General features: G+C 69.6%; 13 protein-coding genes. 8 read left to right on the forward strand and 5 right to left on the reverse strand.

The features are described from left to right. Positions 1 to 40 precede the first annotated feature (40 nt). From CP967_RS05890 to ngcE, 4 genes are all read right to left on the reverse strand, one after another. Positions 41 to 1240 carry an ROK family transcriptional regulator gene (locus tag CP967_RS05890; protein WP_150486931.1) on the reverse strand — a complete coding sequence of 400 codons (1200 nt, stop codon included), beginning with the start codon at positions 1238 to 1240 and terminating at the stop codon, positions 41 to 43. A 310-nt stretch (positions 1241 to 1550) separates the two neighbouring features. Beyond that, complete coding sequence (locus tag CP967_RS05895; protein WP_150486932.1) at positions 1551 to 2468, reverse strand: carbohydrate ABC transporter permease; 918 nt, start codon at positions 2466 to 2468, stop codon at positions 1551 to 1553. A 100-nt stretch (positions 2469 to 2568) separates the two neighbouring features. Beyond that, entirely contained in the window at positions 2569 to 3492 is a 924-nt protein-coding gene (locus tag CP967_RS05900) for a carbohydrate ABC transporter permease (protein WP_150486933.1), read from the reverse strand. Between the two features lie 50 nt (positions 3493 to 3542). After that, positions 3543 to 4991, reverse strand: coding sequence for an N-acetylglucosamine/diacetylchitobiose ABC transporter substrate-binding protein (gene ngcE, locus CP967_RS05905; protein WP_150486934.1), 1449 nt, complete (start codon positions 4989 to 4991; stop codon positions 3543 to 3545). A gap of 839 nt (positions 4992 to 5830) precedes the next feature. On the opposite strand from ngcE, the gene CP967_RS05910 reads away from it, so the two are divergent. The 3 genes from CP967_RS05910 (at position 5831) to lepB (ending at position 8098) form a co-directional block, all read left to right on the forward strand. Continuing rightward, positions 5831 to 6508 (forward strand): hypothetical protein, encoded by a 678-nt coding sequence (locus CP967_RS05910; protein ID WP_150486935.1) that lies wholly within the window; start codon positions 5831 to 5833, stop codon positions 6506 to 6508. Positions 6509 to 6563: 55 nt separating this feature from the next. After that, on the forward strand, positions 6564 to 7214 hold the full coding sequence (locus tag CP967_RS05915) for a class F sortase (protein ID WP_150486936.1): 651 nt from the start codon (positions 6564 to 6566) through the stop codon (positions 7212 to 7214). A 254-nt stretch (positions 7215 to 7468) separates the two neighbouring features. Continuing rightward, positions 7469 to 8098, forward strand: a complete 630-nt coding sequence (gene lepB / locus CP967_RS05920) for a signal peptidase I (RefSeq protein WP_229888477.1) — start codon at positions 7469 to 7471, stop codon at positions 8096 to 8098. A gap of 189 nt (positions 8099 to 8287) precedes the next feature. On the opposite strand, the gene yicI is transcribed toward lepB, so the two are convergent. Then, positions 8288 to 10516 (reverse strand): alpha-xylosidase, encoded by a 2229-nt coding sequence (gene yicI / locus CP967_RS05925; protein WP_150486937.1) that lies wholly within the window; start codon positions 10514 to 10516, stop codon positions 8288 to 8290. Between the two features lie 413 nt (positions 10517 to 10929). Here yicI and xylA point away from each other — a divergent pair, with 413 nt between their 5' ends. The 5 genes from xylA (at position 10930) to CP967_RS05950 (ending at position 16736) form a co-directional block, all read left to right on the forward strand. Then, on the forward strand, positions 10930 to 12099 hold the full coding sequence (gene xylA, locus CP967_RS05930; RefSeq protein ID WP_150486938.1) for a xylose isomerase: 1170 nt from the start codon (positions 10930 to 10932) through the stop codon (positions 12097 to 12099). 92 nt (positions 12100 to 12191) lie between these two features. Continuing rightward, the gene (locus CP967_RS05935) at positions 12192 to 13505 is read left to right on the forward strand and encodes a sugar ABC transporter substrate-binding protein (protein WP_229888478.1); all 1314 of its coding nucleotides are present in this window, start codon (positions 12192 to 12194) and stop codon (positions 13503 to 13505) included. An 11-nt stretch (positions 13506 to 13516) separates the two neighbouring features. After that, on the forward strand, positions 13517 to 14485 hold the full coding sequence (locus CP967_RS05940; protein WP_150486940.1) for a carbohydrate ABC transporter permease: 969 nt from the start codon (positions 13517 to 13519) through the stop codon (positions 14483 to 14485). A 5-nt stretch (positions 14486 to 14490) separates the two neighbouring features. Then, positions 14491 to 15345 carry a carbohydrate ABC transporter permease gene (locus tag CP967_RS05945; RefSeq protein WP_150486941.1) on the forward strand — a complete coding sequence of 285 codons (855 nt, stop codon included), beginning with the start codon at positions 14491 to 14493 and terminating at the stop codon, positions 15343 to 15345. Positions 15346 to 15353: 8 nt separating this feature from the next. Further along, positions 15354 to 16736 carry a GH1 family beta-glucosidase gene (locus CP967_RS05950; RefSeq protein WP_150486942.1) on the forward strand — a complete coding sequence of 461 codons (1383 nt, stop codon included), beginning with the start codon at positions 15354 to 15356 and terminating at the stop codon, positions 16734 to 16736. The last annotated feature ends 224 nt before the right edge of the window (positions 16737 to 16960 follow it).

Here is a 16960-nt window from a genome sequence, read left to right on the forward strand (position 1 = left end):
AGTAAATTCTTAACGAGATGACAACGGTGCCATGCCTTCTCTAAGTGAAGGCGGGGCTCCCCGTCGGCAGTGTGCTCTCCAAAAGGGTCGAATCCCCCATCTCGCTGAGCACCAGGGCCAGCGCGCCGAGCACTTCGGCACGCCCTCCGAGTGCTCCGGGGTCCACCGCGAGCTGCCGGGCCGCGCTGGGGATGGCGTAGCGCGAGACCGAGTCCCTGATGGGTCCCAGCACCAGCTCCCCGGCCTCCGCGAGGGACCCGCCGAGCACCACCCGGCTGGGGTTGAGCAGGTTGCACAGGTTGGCCACACCACTGCCGATGTGGCGGCCGACGTCGCCGATCACCCTGCGGCAGCCGGGGTCGCCCTCGCGGGCCAGCTGGACGACCCGCTCCATGGTGAGGTCGGGGCCGTGGCTGGGCCGCAGCAGCGGCAGGACGTACCGGGCGGCGGTGAAGGTCTCCAGGCAGCCGCGGTTCCCGCAGCGGCAGACCGGGCCGGACTCGTCGAGGGTGATGTGCCCGATCTCGCCGGCCGTGCCGCCGGGGCCCCGGTAGATGCGGCCGTCTATCACGAGACCGGCACCGACCCCGCTCGCGACCTTGATGTAGGCGAGGTCCCTGACGCCCCGGCCCGCGCCCCAGACGAGCTCGCCGAGAGCCCCGAGGTTGGCATCGTTGTCCACGTAGACCGGTACGCCGAGGCGGCCGGCCAGCTCCTGGCTGGGATTGATGCCGGTCCAGCCCGGCAGGATGGACGTGGAACCGAGGGTGCCGGACTCGACGTCGATGGGCCCGGGGACGCCCAGGCCGACGCCGATCACCTTCCCGGGGTTGATTCCGGTACTCTCCACCAGCCGGTTGACCAGCTGTTCCGCCCGGCCGAAGCCCTGTGCCGAGGACGCGTCCACGTCCAGCGGCTCGGACTCCTCGGCGAGGACCTGGTGGGCCAGGTTGCCGATGGCCACGCGCAGGTGGGTGTGGCCGAAGTCCACCCCGATGACGATTCCCGCGTCCCCGCTCAGCGAGACGCTCCTCGCCCGGCGGCCGCCCGCCGAGGTGGGGGTCACCTCGACCGTGCCGCCGTCCTTGAGCTCGCGGACGATGTTGGAGACGGTGGCCGCGGAGAGGCCCGTGCTCCGGGCGATCTCGGCCTGGGTCAGCGACCCCGCCATCCTCACCGCGCGTACGACCCGCTCAAGGTTGGCCCGATGCAGAGACGTCTGCGACCCCGGAGTCTCCATCGACTCTCCCACTCCTGCCGTTTTCTCCAACATGTGAACCCTAAGCTGAGCGTTCGGGGGCGCCCCCCGTCAAGACCTTGAGCAGCGGCAGCCACGGATGAGCATCGGGCACCGACATCCGGACAGCCACGAACACCCGCGAAACGCCATGAACCGCCGCCCGGCTTCCTGCCCGGCGGCGGTTCATGACCGAAAGAGATGTTCGTTTTTGGTGACTGTTGTTTTCGGGCCTCTGTACCGGACTGTTACGTGAACACGCCGCCGGACCCGTGCGCGGCCCTCCCCCGCCGTGTCACCCGGGCGCCCGCGGTCACTTGAGCGCCCCCGCGGTCAGCCCCGCCACCACCTGGCGCTGGAAGACGACGTACGCCGCGAGTACGGGCAGCATCGCCATGACCAGACCGGCGAAGAGACCGGACCAGTCCCCCTTGTACCCCTGGCTGACGGCGAGTTCGACCAGCCCCTGGGAGAGCACCTTGCCGTCCGGTTCGGTGTTGAGCACCGTCGGCAGCATGTACTGGTTCCACTGGCCGAGGAAGTTGAAGATCCCGACGCTGATCAGGCCGGGCTTGGCCATGGGCAGCATCACCTGGAAGAAGGTCCGGGTGTGCGAGGCCCCGTCGAGCATGGCCGCTTCCGCGATCGAGGTCGGCAGCGTCCGGAAGAAGGAGGTGAGGAAGAAGACGGTGAAGGGCAGCGAGTAGGCGATGTAGACGAGGATCAGCCCGTGCACCGAGTTCAGCAGGCCCATGTTGTTCATGACGAAGAACAGCGGGACCAGGGCCAGGATGATCGGGAAGCTCATCCCCCCGATGAAGAGGAAGTAGATGAAGCGGTTGCCCGGGAAGTCGAACCGCGCCAGCACGTACGCCGCCATCGAGCCCAGCAGCAGGGTGCCGACGAGTGAACCGCCGACCACCAGGATGGTGTTCAGGAAGTAGTCACTCATATGGGCCTGGGTCCAGGCCCGGGACCAGTTCTCGAAGTGGAGCTTGTCGGGCAGCGCCCACGGGGTCGAGAGGATCGAGTCGTCCGTCTTGAAGGACGACATCACCGCCCACAGCAGCGGCATGACGACCAGCACCGCCCAGATGATGAGCATGCCGTGCGAGAAGACGTTGAGGACGGTGCCCTCGGTGCCCTTGTCCGGGCGGCCCGACGGGGCATCGGTCTTCGCCACCGGCGAGCGGGGCGCCGGGGCGGCGGGCGGAGTCTCAGTGACCTTCACGTGTGCTCACCTCGTACAACTGTCGAGCCGGCCACCGGGACCGAACTGATCTGCGGGCCGCCGGGAACCCGGTCGTCGCGGTACCTCGGGTGCGCCGGCATCAGAACTCCAGCCGCTCGCGCCGGCCCAGCCGCATGACGACCGCGGCGAAGAGCATGGTGACGATGAGCAGTCCGACGCCGATCGTGGTCGCGTATCCGGCCTGGGCGTCCCGGAAGGCCGTCTGGTACACGTACAGCGGCAGGACGCTGGTGGAGTAGTCGGGGCCGCCGGGGCCGACGGTCATGACCTGGACGGCGGTGAACGCCTCCACGCCGAGGGCCAGGATGCCCATGTAGACCCAGCCGGACTGCACGGTGTCCCAGAGCAGCGGCAGCGTGATCCTGAAGAAGGTCGTGATGCGGCTCGCCCCGTCCAGCAGGGCCGCCTCGTAGAAGTCCTTCGGGATGGAGGCCATGCCCGCGGAGAACAGGACGACGAAGAATCCGACGGTCGACCAGATCAGGACCACCATCACGCAGTACAGCGCGAGGTCGGGGTCACCGAGCCAGTCCGACTGGAGGCTCCCCGCGCCGATCGCCTTCAGGGTCGAATTCAGCATCCCGGACGTCGGGTTGAACGCGAACTGGAAGAGCAGGGCCACGATCACGATCGAGAGGACCTGAGGGAAGAAATAGGCGATCTTGTAGAACGAGGACCCCCGCACGCCGGTGACCGCGGCGCCCTTTCGCCGCCGGCCACCGACATTGAGCATGAAGGCGAAGAAGAGCGCGAGCCCCAGCGTCACCAGCGGCAGCAGCAGCACGAGCAGCACGCTGTGCTGCAACGACTTCCAGAAGATGTCGTCCTGGAGCATCTTGCTGTAGTTGTCGAACCCGACCATTTCGAAGTCCGGGCTCAGTCCGGTCCAGTCCGTGAAGGAATAGTAGATGGACTGGACGAACGGCCAGATGACGAAGACCGCGTACAACGCCAGGGGAACCACCAGGAATCCGGCTATGAACCGGTACTTGCCGTGCTGCATCGTTTACCGACCCCGATCTCTGAGCGGGTGCCGCCGCTGGTGACGGTTGCTCACTGGTGCTTGTAGTGCTTGATGGACTGGTCCTTGGCCGCCGCGTCCGCGAAGGCCTGGATCTTCTTGATGGTCTCCGCCGGGGTCGCGCGGCCCGCCATCATCTCTCCGAGTCCCGCGTTGCCGATCTGCTCCTTCTGGAGCTTGACGTACCAGTCCTGGAGGCGCGGGTTGACGACGTTCTCGCCGGCCCGCTCCAGCACGTCCACACCGGACTGCATGGCGGTGGAGAGCGCCAGTCCGTCGGTGCCGCCGTTGAAGGCGCTGAGGGACTTCACCGACTGGGTGAAGTTCTTGGAGGACTCCTCGCTGAGCATGATGCGCAGCTGCTCCATCGCGCCCTCGGGGTTCTTCGCCTTCGCCGGGACGACGAAGGGCTCGCCGCCGGAGGCCCAGATGGTGCCGTAGGGCAGCTTGTCGGACGAGTCCAGGCTGGACGGCGCGCCGACCATCATCTTGAAGTCCTCGGGCGTGGTGGGCGCGGCCTCGTTCTCCACCCACGAACCGTTCGGGATGAAGAGGGCGTTGCCCTTGGTCCACTCGGTCTGCGACTGGATGTGCGTCAGGCCGGGCGTGCCCTTGAGGATGTAACCCTTCTGCTGGAGCTCGTAGTAGGCCTCGAACGCGGCCTTGACGGCCGGGTCCTTCCAGGCGTTGGGCTCCAGGTTGTCGATCTTGTCGAGGACCTCGCGGCCCCCGATCTTGCCGATGAAGGGGTACAGCGAGAACGGGATGTAGTACGGGTACTTGCCCGGGTACGTCCAGCCGGCGATGCCCTTCCTCTTCGCCTTCGCGCACAGCGCGAGCATGTCGTCCCAGGTCTCCGGGTACGCCGCGTCCAGCTTCTCCAGGGCGGTCTGGGAGTACCAGACGCCGTAGACCGTGTACGCGTAGTACATGATCCAGACCGGGTCGCCGTCGAACTGGCCCATCTCGACGATGCCCGGACGGAGGGTGTCGCGGACCTTCTTGGCCGGGTCGTCGTAGGACGGGGCGTCCAGCAGGGGCGTGAGATCGAGCAGTTGCTTCTTGCCGACCAGGACGCCCATGTCCATCTGCTCGGCGCCGGAGTTGTCGATCAGGTCCGGCGGGGTGCCGCCGTTGAAGCGCGGCTGCAGCGTCGACTGGATCTTCTCGGTCGCCGTGTGCTTGACCTTCGGCGCCTTGGGGAAGGCCTCGTTGTACTTCTTCTCCGCGTCGATGGCGTACTGCTCACCGAAGCCGCCGTTGAAGATGACGACTTCTAGAGGGGCGGTCTCATTGACACCGAGCGGGTTCTTCGCGCTCTTGGTGCCCTTCTCGACCTTCTCGTCGGTTCCGCTGTCGCTGCTGGCACACGCCGACAGGAAGCTCATCGTCGGGACGGCGATCAGGCCGAGTGCGGCAGAACGCTTGATCACATCGCGACGGCCAAGGCCCTCATTGGTGTGGGCGGAGGTGGATCCCATGCTCAAGTCCTCGCCTTCTCCAGGACTCAGGCGGTGTACCGGTCACCCGTCGTGAATTCGCCTAGGCGAAGGGTCCCGCCACCGCGGTCAGTTGCGCTTGGGTTGTGCAGGTTTCCGGATTGCCAGGTGCAGTGGGGAAGTTCCCGGGGACCGTTACGAAGATGCCTCAGGGCATGCCGCGACCGTTCCTCCGTCCCCGTGTCCGCGGACCGTGTGAAACGGCTGTGCGGACGCCGACAGGTATAGTCCACTTGCCGCCGACCGGGCAAGATCGAAAGCAGGTTTGAACGGCAGTCTTTCCCGAGTTGAGACCTCGCGGACACTTCGGCACCGTGTGCCCCGCGGCAGCCCTTCCACCGGAATGCGACTTTCCGGATCACGGGCGGATTTCCTCACGCGGTACCCCGCAACACCCTTGACATGAAGCATCACTTGGGTATTCCGCACCGGATCGGCCACCGCGGTCCCGTCTTCACCGAACCGGAATCGTCCAAAGCCCTCCGGACCACCGGAATACCGCAGAAGAGGACTGCGGCCGCAGAAAAAGGGCACCGGGAACCGGGGCCGGATTCCGGGAGCCGGCGGAGCAGCCGGGCCGGAAGGGACGCCGGCTCCCGGAACGCCGGCCCGCCGCGCCTCCGCCGGACCCGGGGACGGGTCCGCCCCGTCACCGCGCTCCCCCGCGGCGCCCATGGCCCGTTCGGGTCACATATCGGCCAGTCAGGGTACTTCTACGATTATTCGTGGTGTCAGAACACCAATTCCTGACGATCCATGGCATTTCTTAGGCGATCAGGTGATCAGTACGACAATCACATCTCGGCTTCAAGGAGTCCCCCATGCGTATGTCCGCGTCACCCCGTTCCCGCACTGTCCGCGCAGGCACCGCTCTCGCCGCCGCGGTCGCCGCCGCCGGAGTCACGCTGGCCGCAGCCCCGGCCGCCCACGCCCTCCCCGGCGACAACGGCGACCTCGACGTCCGGGCCGCGGGCTGGGCCTCGGAGGGCAAGACCGCCGGGGTCGAGGTCTGCAAGTTCGTGCTCGTGGCCAAGAACTTCGAAACCCTCCCCGCGGTCCCCTGGACCATCACCGAGCAGCCGCCGACCGTGCCCCCGGGCGACACACTGCTGGGCACCCTCCCGCTCGTCGACGGCAGGGGCACCAGCCAGGAGTACCTGCTCCCGGAAGGCACGTACCAGCTGGTGTGGACCGTCACCTCCGGTCCGCGGCAGAAGAGCTTCGAGGTCGACTGCACCAAGCCCCAGAACGCCGGGGACAGCCGCCAGGGCGGGGACGGCAACCGGGACGGATCGCAGTCGGGCTCCGGCAAGGGCTACGAGAAGCCGTCCGGCGCCGTCCCCGCGGGCGGCGGTGGCGTGCCGGACATGGAGAGCGTGAGCTCCGAGAGTGACTCGGGCCTCGGGACCACCGCCGCGCTGGCCGCCGGTGCGGCCGGGATCGCCGGCCTCGTCCTGGTCCGCCGGACCGCACTCCGCCGTGCCCGCAACCAGGCCTGACGCCCGTAGCCGACGGCGACGGCGACGGGGACCCACGCGTGCATGCCGTCTGACCATGACGCTGTGCGTGACCTCCTCGCTGGTGGCCGGCATCGTCTGGGCGGGTTCGGACCCGCCCGAGGACGGCGCGTCGGCCGCCGCCGCCCGCGGCAGTGACGCCGCGGGCGGCGGGGCGGAGCCGTTCCGGAGGGCTCCGCACAGGCCGCAGGAGCAGGTGCCCGCCTCCCATGCGCCGCTGGTGCACTCCCGCCCGGTGAAGATCGCCGTTCCCGCCATCTTCATCGAGGCCCCGGTCACCGGCCTGGGTCTCGACAAGAAGGGCCGGCTCGGTGCCCCTCCGCTGGACAAGCCCAACCTGGTGGGCTGGTACCGGAAGGGCCCCTCCCCCGGCGAAGCCGGGACCTCCCTGATCGTCGGCCACCGCGACACGGAGACAGGGCCGGCGATCTTCCTCAACCTCAACGCCCTGCGGCGGGGCGACACGGTGAAGGTCACCCGGGCCGACCGCCGCACCGCGGTCTTCACCGTCGACGCGGTGAAGACGTACACGAAGGACGAGTTCCCGGACGAGAAGGTCTACGGGGCCACCGGCCGCCCGGAGCTGCGGCTGCTCACCTGCGGGGGGCGGTTCGACAAGAAGAACGGCTACTCGGCCAACGTCGTCGTCTTCGCCCATCTGACGTCGTTGAAGAAGCAGGCCGCCTGACCACCCCGCGGGCGTCGTCCGCGGACGGAACCGGCCGGCACCTCGGGGGCGGGGTGCCGGCCTCCGCCGTTCCCCGCCCCGCCCGGCGCCCCTGCCCCGCGGAGTCCCACCGTCCCGCGGATTCCCACGCCCCGCGGAATGCCACCGTCCGGCGCCGTCGCCCCGGCCGGCGCACGCCGGGAGGTGACCGGTAGCCTCCTCGCACACAGATTCGAGGAGGGGCCGTGGGGCGGGCGGGGCGAGGGCTGCGGCGTGTGGCGTGGGTGTCCGGAGTGGCGGGAGCGCTGCTGCTGGCGGGGGCGGTGACGCTGATCGGTACCGGTTACACGGGCGTGCGGGTGGCCGGCTCCGCCATGGAACCGACGTACACGGGCCGCGATCACCTCGTCCTCGAACGGACAGGCGCCGGGGAGGTCCGGCGCGGGGACGTGGTCCTGTACGACACGGGGGACGACCGCTACATGGGCAGGCCCGTCCTGGGACGGGTGATCGGTGTGGGGGGCGACCGCGTCGCACAGGGGCCCGACGGGCCGGTGGTGGTGAACGGCGAACCGCTCTTCGAGCCGTACGTCAAGGACGGCGACCCGTCCGGCGGGACGCCCGGATACGACGTACGGGTCCCCGAAGGGCGGCTCTTCGTGCTCGGTGACTCCCGGGCCGCCGCCCGCGATTCCCGCTCCTTCCTGGACGACCACGCGGGCACGGTCGCCGCGGCCGGTGTGTCGGCCAGGGTCCCGGACGGCCCGGCCGGGCTCCTGGGGCGGGGGGCGGCCCTGTTGCTCGGCGTCCTCCTGATGGTCACCGCGCTGGTCACGGGTGTCGTCTCCGCGACCCGGGGCCGCCCCGCGGTCCTCCCGCCGGGGCCGGTGCCCTTCCCCGGCTGAAAGGCGTCCGCCCGTCCGCCGGGGAGGGCCGTGGCGTCCGTGGCGTGCCACCGCCCGGCCGTCCCGCGGCGCGGCCGGACGCCGTCACCGGGTCCGCCGCCGCGCCGGCCCGCGGGGGCGGGTCCGGCGCGACGGCGGGACCGGCGCGGGGCATGCCCGGAGCGGGCCGGCCGTCAGCCCGTCAGCCCGTCAGCCCACGAGCGTGACGGTGTACGGCCGGTCCGTGTCGGCCGTGACGCGGACCTCGCCGCCCTCGTACACCACCTCGTAGGTGGCGGCGGTCTCGCCGGTGAGTCCGGGGACCGCCACCGCGCGGGTGAAGTCGCCGGTGCCCTCCGGGGCGTAAACGCGCAGTTCCAGGTCCGTCAGCCAGTCGCCGTCCGGGCGGGACTCGTCCGCGCCGAGGGCCAGGACGGCGCCCTGGCGCACCAGCAGGGGCAGGCTGTCGAAGCCGTGGACCTCCTGGCGCCAGGCCGGGCCGGTGACGGTCTCGCCGGTCAGGAAGTGGGTCCAGGTGCCCTCGGGGACGTAGTACTCCACCTCTCCGCCGGCCGTGAAGACCGGAGCGACCAGCAGATCGGGGCCCAGGAGGTACTGGCGGTCCGCGGTGCGGGCCGTCGGGTCGTCCGGGAACTCCAGCAGCAGGGGCCGCATGGTCGGGACGCCGGTGCGGTGCGCCTCGGCCGCAGCTCCGTAGAGGTAGGGCATCAGGCGGTGCTTGAGGCGGGTGAACTTCCGCGCCACGTCCACCGCCTCGTCGCCGAACTCCCACGGCACCCGGTACGACGAGGAGCCGTGCAGGCGGCTGTGGGAGGAGAGCAGGCCGAAGGCGAGCCAGCGCTTGAAGACCGCCGGGTCGGGCGTGCCCTCGAAGCCGCCGATGTCGTGGCTCCAGAAGCCGAAGCCGGACAGCGACAGGGACAGTCCGCCGCGCAGCGACTCCGCCATCGCCTCGAAGGAGGACCAGCAGTCGCCGCCCCAGTGCACCGGGAACTGCTGGCCGCCGGCGGCGGCGGAGCGGGCGAAGAGGACCGCCTCACCGGCACCGCGCTCCTCCTCCAGGAGTTCGAAGACGGCCTTGTTGTAGAGGTGGGTGTAGTAGTTGTGCATGCGCTCCGGGTCGGAGCCGTCGTGCCAGACCACACCGGTGGGGATGCGCTCGCCGAAGTCGGTCTTGAAACCGTCCACGCCCTGGTCCAGGAGGACCTTGAGCTTGGCCTGGAACCAGGCGGTGGCCTCCGGGTTGGTGAAGTCGACCAGGGCCATGCCGGCCTGCCACTTGTCCCACTGCCAGATGTCGCCGTCGGTGGTCTCGACGAAGTAGCCCTTGGCGGCGCCCTCTTCGTACAGGGGGCTCTTCTGCCCGATGTAGGGGTTGATCCAGACGCAGATCTTCAGGCCCTTGTCCTTGAGCCGGGCGATCATGCCCTCGGGGTCGGGGAAGACCGCCGGGTCCCACTCGAAGTCGCACCACTGGTACTCGCGCATCCAGAAGCAGTCGAAGTGGAAGACGCTGAGCGGGATGCCCCGCTCGGCCATGCCATCGACGAAGGAGGTGACGGTGGCCTCGTCGTAGGAGGTGGTGAAGGAGGTGGTGAGCCAGAGGCCGAAGGACCAGGCCGGCGGGAGGGCCGGCCGGCCGGTGAGGGCGGTGTAGCGGGCCAGGACGTCCTTCGGGGTGGGCCCGGCGATGACGAAGTACTCCAGCGTCTGGTCCTCGACGCTGAACTGGACCTGGCCGACGGCCTCGGAGCCGACCTCGAAGGAGACCTTGCCGGGGTGGTTGACGAAGACGCCGTAGCCGCGCGAGGACAGGTAGAACGGGATGTTCTTGTAGGCCTGCTCGCTGCTGGTGCCGCCGTCGGCCTGCCACATGTCGACGACCTGGCCGTTCTTGACGTACGGCGTGAAGCGCTCGCCGAGGCCGTGGACGGTCTCGCCGACGCCCAGGGCGAGCTGGGCGAACATGTGGTGGCCGCCGTCCTCGACGGTGGCGAAGGCGGTGCCCTTGCGGCCGGCCGAGGTCAGCACACGGCCGTCCTGGTCGAGGAACTCCAGCCCGAAGGCGCCCTCGGTGGGCAGCCGCAGGGTGAGCGGGCCGCTGGTCAGCTCGGCGGTGGTGCCCTCGGTGCGGGTGACCGCGGCGGACCGGCCGGCGGCACCCGGCAGAGCGAAGTCGGGGCCCTTGCGCCGCTTGCCCGCGTGATGGGTCAGGCGCACCGCGATGACGCCTTCGGCCGGCGCGTGGGCGTCCACGGTGATCAGCGGGGCGTTCAGCGTGTCGCCGCGCCGCTCGACGCGCTTCACGGCCGCGTAGGCGGCGAGGCGGTCGTCGTCGAGACGGACGTCACGGACTTCGGTGGCGTACGAGGCGTGCACTCCGCTGCGCAACTGCCAGAAGCCGTCGGTGAACTTCATGGGGGTGGTCCTTAGCCGATCGGATGGTGCTGAGGTGCTGGACCCGGGGGCGGGCCGGGGCGCCCGCGGCCGGACGGGCCCGCTGGGTGCCGCCGTACGCCCGGGGGAGCCGGACGGGACGTCGAGGCCCCGGCCTCCTGCGGCTACGGGCCCTCTCGATAGCTCCTCAGATTTTGATCGTACACAAAACAAATGTGTCCGAGGAGGCCGGTAGACAGGGAAATTCCCGGATTGCCCGGTAAACAGAAGAGCGGGGCAGAGGCCCGTATCAGCGGCGTTGGCGCCGCGTGACCGATACATCACGGAAACGGTCTAGAAACCGCCAACGGAATGGAGTATTAGTACTGCAAGCAAACAAATGGGGTCGGGTGGCAGCGCAGCCGCCCGGGCCCCCGTCGACAAGAGGCTGAGCAATGTCGGACCGCTTCACTCCCACTCCTGCTGACAGGTTCACTTTCGGTCTGTGGACCGTGGGCTGGCGGGGCAACGACCCGTTCGGTGAGCCGACGCGTCCGGCGCTGGACCCGGTCGAGTCGGTCGAGCGGCTGGCGGAGCTGGGCGCGCACGGTGTGACCTTCCACGACGACGACCTGATCCCGTTCGGGTCCACCGAGAGCGAGCGTGCCGGTCACATCTCCCGGTTCAGGGACGCGCTGGAGCGGACGGGGCTGAAGGTCCCGATGGCCACGACGAACCTGTTCACCCACCCGGTGTTCAAGGACGGCGGTTTCACCTCCAACGACCGCGAGGTGCGCCGTTTCGCGCTGCGCAAGGTGATCCGCAACATCGACCTGGCCGTCGAGCTCGGCGCCACCACCTACGTCGCCTGGGGCGGCCGCGAGGGCGCCGAGTCCGGTGCGGCCAAGGACGTGCGGGTCGCCCTGGACCGGATGAAGGAGGCCTTCGACCTGCTGGGCGAGTACGTCACCGAGCAGGGCTACGACCTGCGCTTCGCCATCGAGCCCAAGCCCAACGAGCCCCGCGGCGACATCCTCCTGCCCACCATCGGCCACGCCCTGGCCTTCATCGAGCGCCTGGAGCGCCCCGAGCTGGTCGGCGTGAACCCGGAGACCGGCCACGAGCAGATGGCCGGCCTGAACTTCCCCCACGGCATCGCCCAGGCCCTGTGGGCCGGCAAGCTCTTCCACATCGACCTCAACGGCCAGTCCGGCATCAAGTACGACCAGGACTTCCGCTTCGGCGCCGGCGACCTGCGCCAGGCGTTCTGGCTCGTGGACCTGCTGGAGAGCTCCGACTACCAGGGCCCCCTCCACTTCGACTTCAAGCCGGTGCGCACCGACGGCATCGACGGGGTCTGGGAGTCCGCGAAGAACTGCATGCGCAACTACCTCATCCTCAAGGACCGGGCCGCGGCCTTCCGCGCCGATCCCGCCGTCCAGGAGGCCCTGACCGCCTCCCGCCTCGACGAACTCGCCCGCCCCACCGCCGAGGACGGCCTCAAGGCCCTCCTCGCCGACAGGACGGCCTACGAGGACTTCGACGCCGACACCGTCGCCACCCGCTCCATGGCCTTCGAAGCACTCGACCAGCTCGCCATGGAACACCTCCTCGGCGTCCGCTGACGCCCGGGTCCGTCCGGTGCCCCCCGGTACCGGACGGCCCCCGCCCCCCGCCGTGGCTCCGCCGGATCACGCCGGGGGTTGACGATGAACCCATGGGAGCGTTCCCATGGGGCCGGCCACCCTCTCAATGCAAGGGCACCACCGTGACAGAACCCTCCCCGGACGGGCGGCTCCGACGCCGTGACCGCCGTACCAGGCGGATCGTCGTCCCCCTCACCGTCGTCTCCGCGATCGTCGCCGGCACCGTTCTCTCGGGGTGCGGCCAGCAGCGGGATCCTGACGTCTACACCGTCATGAACTCCTCGACCGACGAGTCGTACCACCGCTGGGACGGGGACACCCTGAAGCGGTGCAGCAAGGAGCTCGGTATCACCATCGAGCAGCAGAGCGTGCCGGCCGCGCAGCTGATGACGAAGGCGCTGCGGATGGCGTCCTCCAAGTCGCTGCCGGACGTCCTCCAGCTCGACGCCTCCGAGATGCCGACCTTCGCCGAGGCCGGCGGCCTGATCCCGCTGAAGGACCTCGGGCTGGCCACGACGGACATCCCCGAGGGGATCGTCGACTTCGGCTCGTACGACGGCGAGTACTACGGGGCCGCGCGCACGGTGAACACCCTGGCGCTGTTCTACAACAAGGACATCCTCGACAAGGCCGGGCTGAAGGTGCCCACGACCTGGGACGAGATGCGCGACACCGCCAAGGAGCTCACCCAGGGCAAGCGGTACGGCCTGGCGCTGAGCGCGGGCGGCGCGGAGGACGGCGTCTTCCAGTTCACGCCGTTCATGTGGTCCAACGGCGGTGACGAGACGGAGCTGGACTCCCCCGAGGTCGCCGGCGCGCTCGACTACTGGAAGGCGCTGCTGAAGGACGGCTCCCTCTCCAAGTCCACGGTCAACTGGACGCAGGCCGATGTGAACGACCAGTTCATGGCGGGCAACGCGGCCATGATGATCAACGGCCCGTGGCAGGTCGAGACCCTGAACGCCAAGAAGGGCCTGGACTGGGGCATCGCCCAGATCCCGGTCCCCGAGGCGGGGGACGACTCGGTGGGCCCGCTGGGCGGCGGTGTGCTGACGGTGCCCAACACCGGTGACAGCGAGCGCGAGAAGACGGCCGCCAAGATCATCGGCTGTATGGCGAGCGAGCAGGAGCAGATCACCTACGCCCTGAACAGCTGGATGGTCCCGGCCAACACCAAGGCCGCCGCCGTGTGGCGTACGAAGGCCCCGGAGCTGGCGGCCCTGGCAGGACAGGTCTCGACGGCGCGCTCGCGTACGGCGAAGGTCGGCGCCCAGTGGTCGTCGGTGTCGCTCGCCCTCCAGAGCGCCTTCCAGTCCGCGCTCACCGGCGAGTCCAGCGAAGCCGCTCTGAAGCGCGCCCAGCGCCAGGTCACGAGCGGGAACTGAGGTAACGAACGATGTCATCCACCACCGCCTCCGCGGCCACGGCGGGCGCCCCGCAGACCGCGGGCACCGCCGCCGCCAAGAAGCCGCTCAGCCCGCAGGGCGCGAAGCGCCGCAGGCAGCTCGCCCAGTGGGGCTTCATCGCCCCCGCCGTGATCTTCATGGCGCTGTTCTTCGGCTACCCGCTCGTCCGCAACATCGTGATGAGCTTCCAGGACTACTCGCCGACCACCTTCTTCACCGGTGAGGCGCCGTTCAACGGAACGGACAACTGGAGCAACGTCTTCAGCGACGGGCTGTTCGGCAAGGCCCTGTGGCAGACGATCCTCTTCACCGTCGGATCGCTCGTCGGCCAGTTCTGCATCGGTCTGGCGCTCGCCGTCTTCTTCACCCGCCGCTTCCCGCTGAACGGGATCCTGCGCTCGCTCATCCTGCTGCCGTGGCTGGTCCCCATGGTCGTCTCCGGCATCGTCTGGCGGCGCATCTTCGACCAGGACACGGGTGTCCTGAACTCCTTCCTCGGCACCATCGGCCTGCCCGGTGACACCCCCTGGCTGACCAGCACCAGCATGGCGCTGGTCTCGGTGATCCTGGTGAACATCTGGATCGGCATCCCGTTCAACATGGTGATCCTCTACGGCGGCCTCCAGGAGGTCCCCAAGGAGCTGCACGAAGCCGCCGCCCTCGACGGGGCCTCCGCCTGGCGTACGTTCCGCTCGGTCACGCTGCCCATGCTCAAGCCCGTCATCACCGTGGTACTGGTCCTCGGCTTCATGTCCACGGTCAAGATCCTCGACCTGGTGCTGGCCCTCACCGACGGCGGTCCCGCCGACTCCACCCAGACGCTCGGCACGCTCACCTACCAGAACTCCTTCGTCCAGATGGACTTCGGTGCCGGTGCCGTGGTCGGCAACATCCTGATCCTGATCTCCGCCGTCTTCGCGGTGTTCTACCTGCGGGTCAACCGCAACGAGGGGAAGTGACCGGCATGGCGACCACCACCCAGATCCCCGCCGCCCCGGCTCCCGCGACCGTCCGGCCGAAGCGCCGCTGGGGCGCGACCGTCTTCGGCCTCGTCATCCTCGCGGTCATGCTCTTCCCGCTGTACTGGATGATCAACACCGCGCTCCAGCCGGACGCGAGCCTGGTCGACGTGGGCCCGGTCCCGACGGGCGTGGACTTCTCCGGCTTCACCTCGGCCATCACCGAGCAGGGCGGCAACCTGCTGACCTCGCTGGCCGTGGCGCTGGGCGCCGTGGCCATCTGCCTGGCCGTCGCCGCGCCCGCCGCGTACGGTCTGGCGCAGTTCAAGCTGCGCGGCAGCAAGACGATCGTCTTCGGCACGCTGATCACCCAGATGGTGCCCGGCATCGTCATCGCCAACGCCCTGTACAGCGCGTACGTCGACCTCGGCCTGGTCAACTCCTACTTCGGCCTGATGCTGGCGGACGCCTCGCTGGGCATCCCGTTCGCGATCGTGCTGATGCGCTCGTTCATGGTGTCCATCCCGCGTGAGGTCATCGAGGCCGCCGAGGTGGACGGCGCGGGCCGCATCCGTACGTTCGTCCAGGTCGTCCTGCCGATGAGCCGCAACTCGCTGATCACCGCCGGGCTGTTCTCGTTCCTGTACGCGTGGAGCGACTTCATGTTCGCCCTGACGCTGAACACCACGGACGAGGTCAAGCCGATCACGCTCGGCATCTACCAGTACATCGGCGCGCACGTCGGTGACTGGGGTTCGGTCATGGCCGCCTCGGTGCTCTCCGCGGTGCCCGCCGCCGTCCTGCTGGTCCTGTCCCAGAAGTACATCGCCGCCGGGATCACCGGCGGCTCCGTCAAGTAAGGGTTCACATGAGTGACTTCCCGGTCTTCCCGCCCGGATTCGTCTTCGGCGCGGCCACGGCCTCGTACCAGATCGAGGGTGCCGTGCGGGAGGACGGCCGCGGCCCGTCCATCTGGGACACCTACAGCCACACCCCCGGCCGCACGGACGGCGGTGACACCGGTGACGTGGCGTGCGACCACTACCACCGCTACCCCGAGGACGTGGCGCTCCTGCGCGACCTGGGCGTGGACTCCTACCGCTTCTCGATCTCCTGGTCCCGGATCCAGGCGGAGGGCAGCGGGGCGGTCAACCCCAAGGGCCTGGACTTCTACTCCCGGCTCGTGGACTCCCTCCTGGAGGCGGGCATCGAGCCGGCCGCCACCCTCTACCACTGGGACCTGCCGCAGGCCCTGGAGGACAAGGGCGGCTGGCGGGTGCGCGAGACGGCGGAGCGCTTCGGCGAGTACACCGCGATCATGGCCGAGCACCTGGGCGACCGGGTCCCGCGCTGGATCACCCTCAACGAGCCGTGGTGCAGCGCCTTCCTCGGCTACTCGGTCGGCCGGCACGCGCCGGGCGCCCAGGAGGGCCGCGGGGCGCTGGCCGCCGCGCACCACCTGCTGGTGGGCCACGGCCACGCGATGACCGCGCTGCGCGCGGCGGGCGTCCGCGAGGCGGGCATCACGCTGAACCTGGACCGCAACGTCCCCGCCACCGAGTCGGACGCGGACCTCGCGGCCGTCGTACGGGCGGACACCCAGCACAACCTGGTGTGGACCGAGCCGATCCTCGCGGGCCGCTACCCGGCCACCGAGGAGGAGACCTGGGGCGAGCTGATCACCGGTGAGGACTTCCGCCGCGAGGGCGACCTGGAGCTGATCTCCCAGCCGCTGGACTTCCTCGGCATCAACTACTACCGGCCGATCGTGGTGGCCGCGGCCCCGCACCGCGAGGCGGACCCGGCGCTGCGTGTGGCCACGGACAACCGGTACACCGAGGGTGAGTACCCCGAGGTCCGCAGGACCGCGATGGGCTGGCCGGTCGTCCCGCACACCTTCACCGACCTGCTGACCGCGCTGAAGCAGACCTACGGTGACGCGCTGCCGCCGGTGCACATCACGGAGAACGGCTCGGCGGAGTTCGACTCCGTCGAGGCGGACGGCTCGGTCCGTGACACCGACCGGGTGGAGTACCTCCGCGACCACCTGACCGCCCTGCGGGGGGCCATGGACGCGGGTGTGGACGTCCGCGGGTACTACGTGTGGTCGCTGCTGGACAACTTCGAGTGGGCGCTGGGCTACGCGAAGCGGTTCGGGATCATCCGGGTCGACTACGACACCCTGGAGCGCACCCCGAAGGACAGCTACCGCTGGTACCAGCAGCTGATCGCGGCCCACCGGGCCGTCTGACCCGGCCCGTCCGGCCACCCGGGGGCGTACGCGTGTTCCACCGCGCGTGCGCCCCCGGTTCCGTTTCCCTCCGCCCTGGTCCCGTCTTCTCCGCCCCCGGGGCCGCGCGGCGGTGCGCGGGGCGGTGCCCCCGGGTGCGCGGGTCCGCCGGGGGCGCCGTGTTCTGCCCGCGGGGCCGGTGCGCGCTGCCCCCGGGTACCTGGCGGTCCGCTCCTTCGCCGTGT

The sequence above is a fragment of the Streptomyces nitrosporeus genome, assembly GCF_008704555.1.
GTDB classification, from domain to species: Bacteria; Actinomycetota; Actinomycetes; order Streptomycetales; family Streptomycetaceae; genus Streptomyces; species Streptomyces nitrosporeus.

Bases quoted from the DNA above. Each gene is read 5' to 3' on its own strand.
- CP967_RS05915 (WP_150486936.1), top strand. From the start codon at position 6,564: ATGACGCTGTGCGTGACCTCCTCGCTGGTGGCCGGCATCGTCTGGGCG.
- CP967_RS05945 (WP_150486941.1), top strand. From the start codon at position 14,491: ATGGCGACCACCACCCAGATCCCCGCCGCCCCGGCTCCCGCGACCGTC.
- CP967_RS05935 (WP_229888478.1), top strand. From the start codon at position 12,192: ATGGGAGCGTTCCCATGGGGCCGGCCACCCTCTCAATGCAAGGGCACC.
- CP967_RS05890 (WP_150486931.1), bottom strand. From the start codon at position 1,240: ATGGAGACTCCGGGGTCGCAGACGTCTCTGCATCGGGCCAACCTTGAG.
- yicI (WP_150486937.1), bottom strand. From the start codon at position 10,516: ATGAAGTTCACCGACGGCTTCTGGCAGTTGCGCAGCGGAGTGCACGCC.
- ngcE (WP_150486934.1), bottom strand. From the start codon at position 4,991: ATGGGATCCACCTCCGCCCACACCAATGAGGGCCTTGGCCGTCGCGAT.
- CP967_RS05940 (WP_150486940.1), top strand. From the start codon at position 13,517: ATGTCATCCACCACCGCCTCCGCGGCCACGGCGGGCGCCCCGCAGACC.
- CP967_RS05900 (WP_150486933.1), bottom strand. From the start codon at position 3,492: ATGCAGCACGGCAAGTACCGGTTCATAGCCGGATTCCTGGTGGTTCCC.
- CP967_RS05910 (WP_150486935.1), top strand. From the start codon at position 5,831: ATGCGTATGTCCGCGTCACCCCGTTCCCGCACTGTCCGCGCAGGCACC.
- CP967_RS05950 (WP_150486942.1), top strand. From the start codon at position 15,354: ATGAGTGACTTCCCGGTCTTCCCGCCCGGATTCGTCTTCGGCGCGGCC.
- xylA (WP_150486938.1), top strand. From the start codon at position 10,930: ATGTCGGACCGCTTCACTCCCACTCCTGCTGACAGGTTCACTTTCGGT.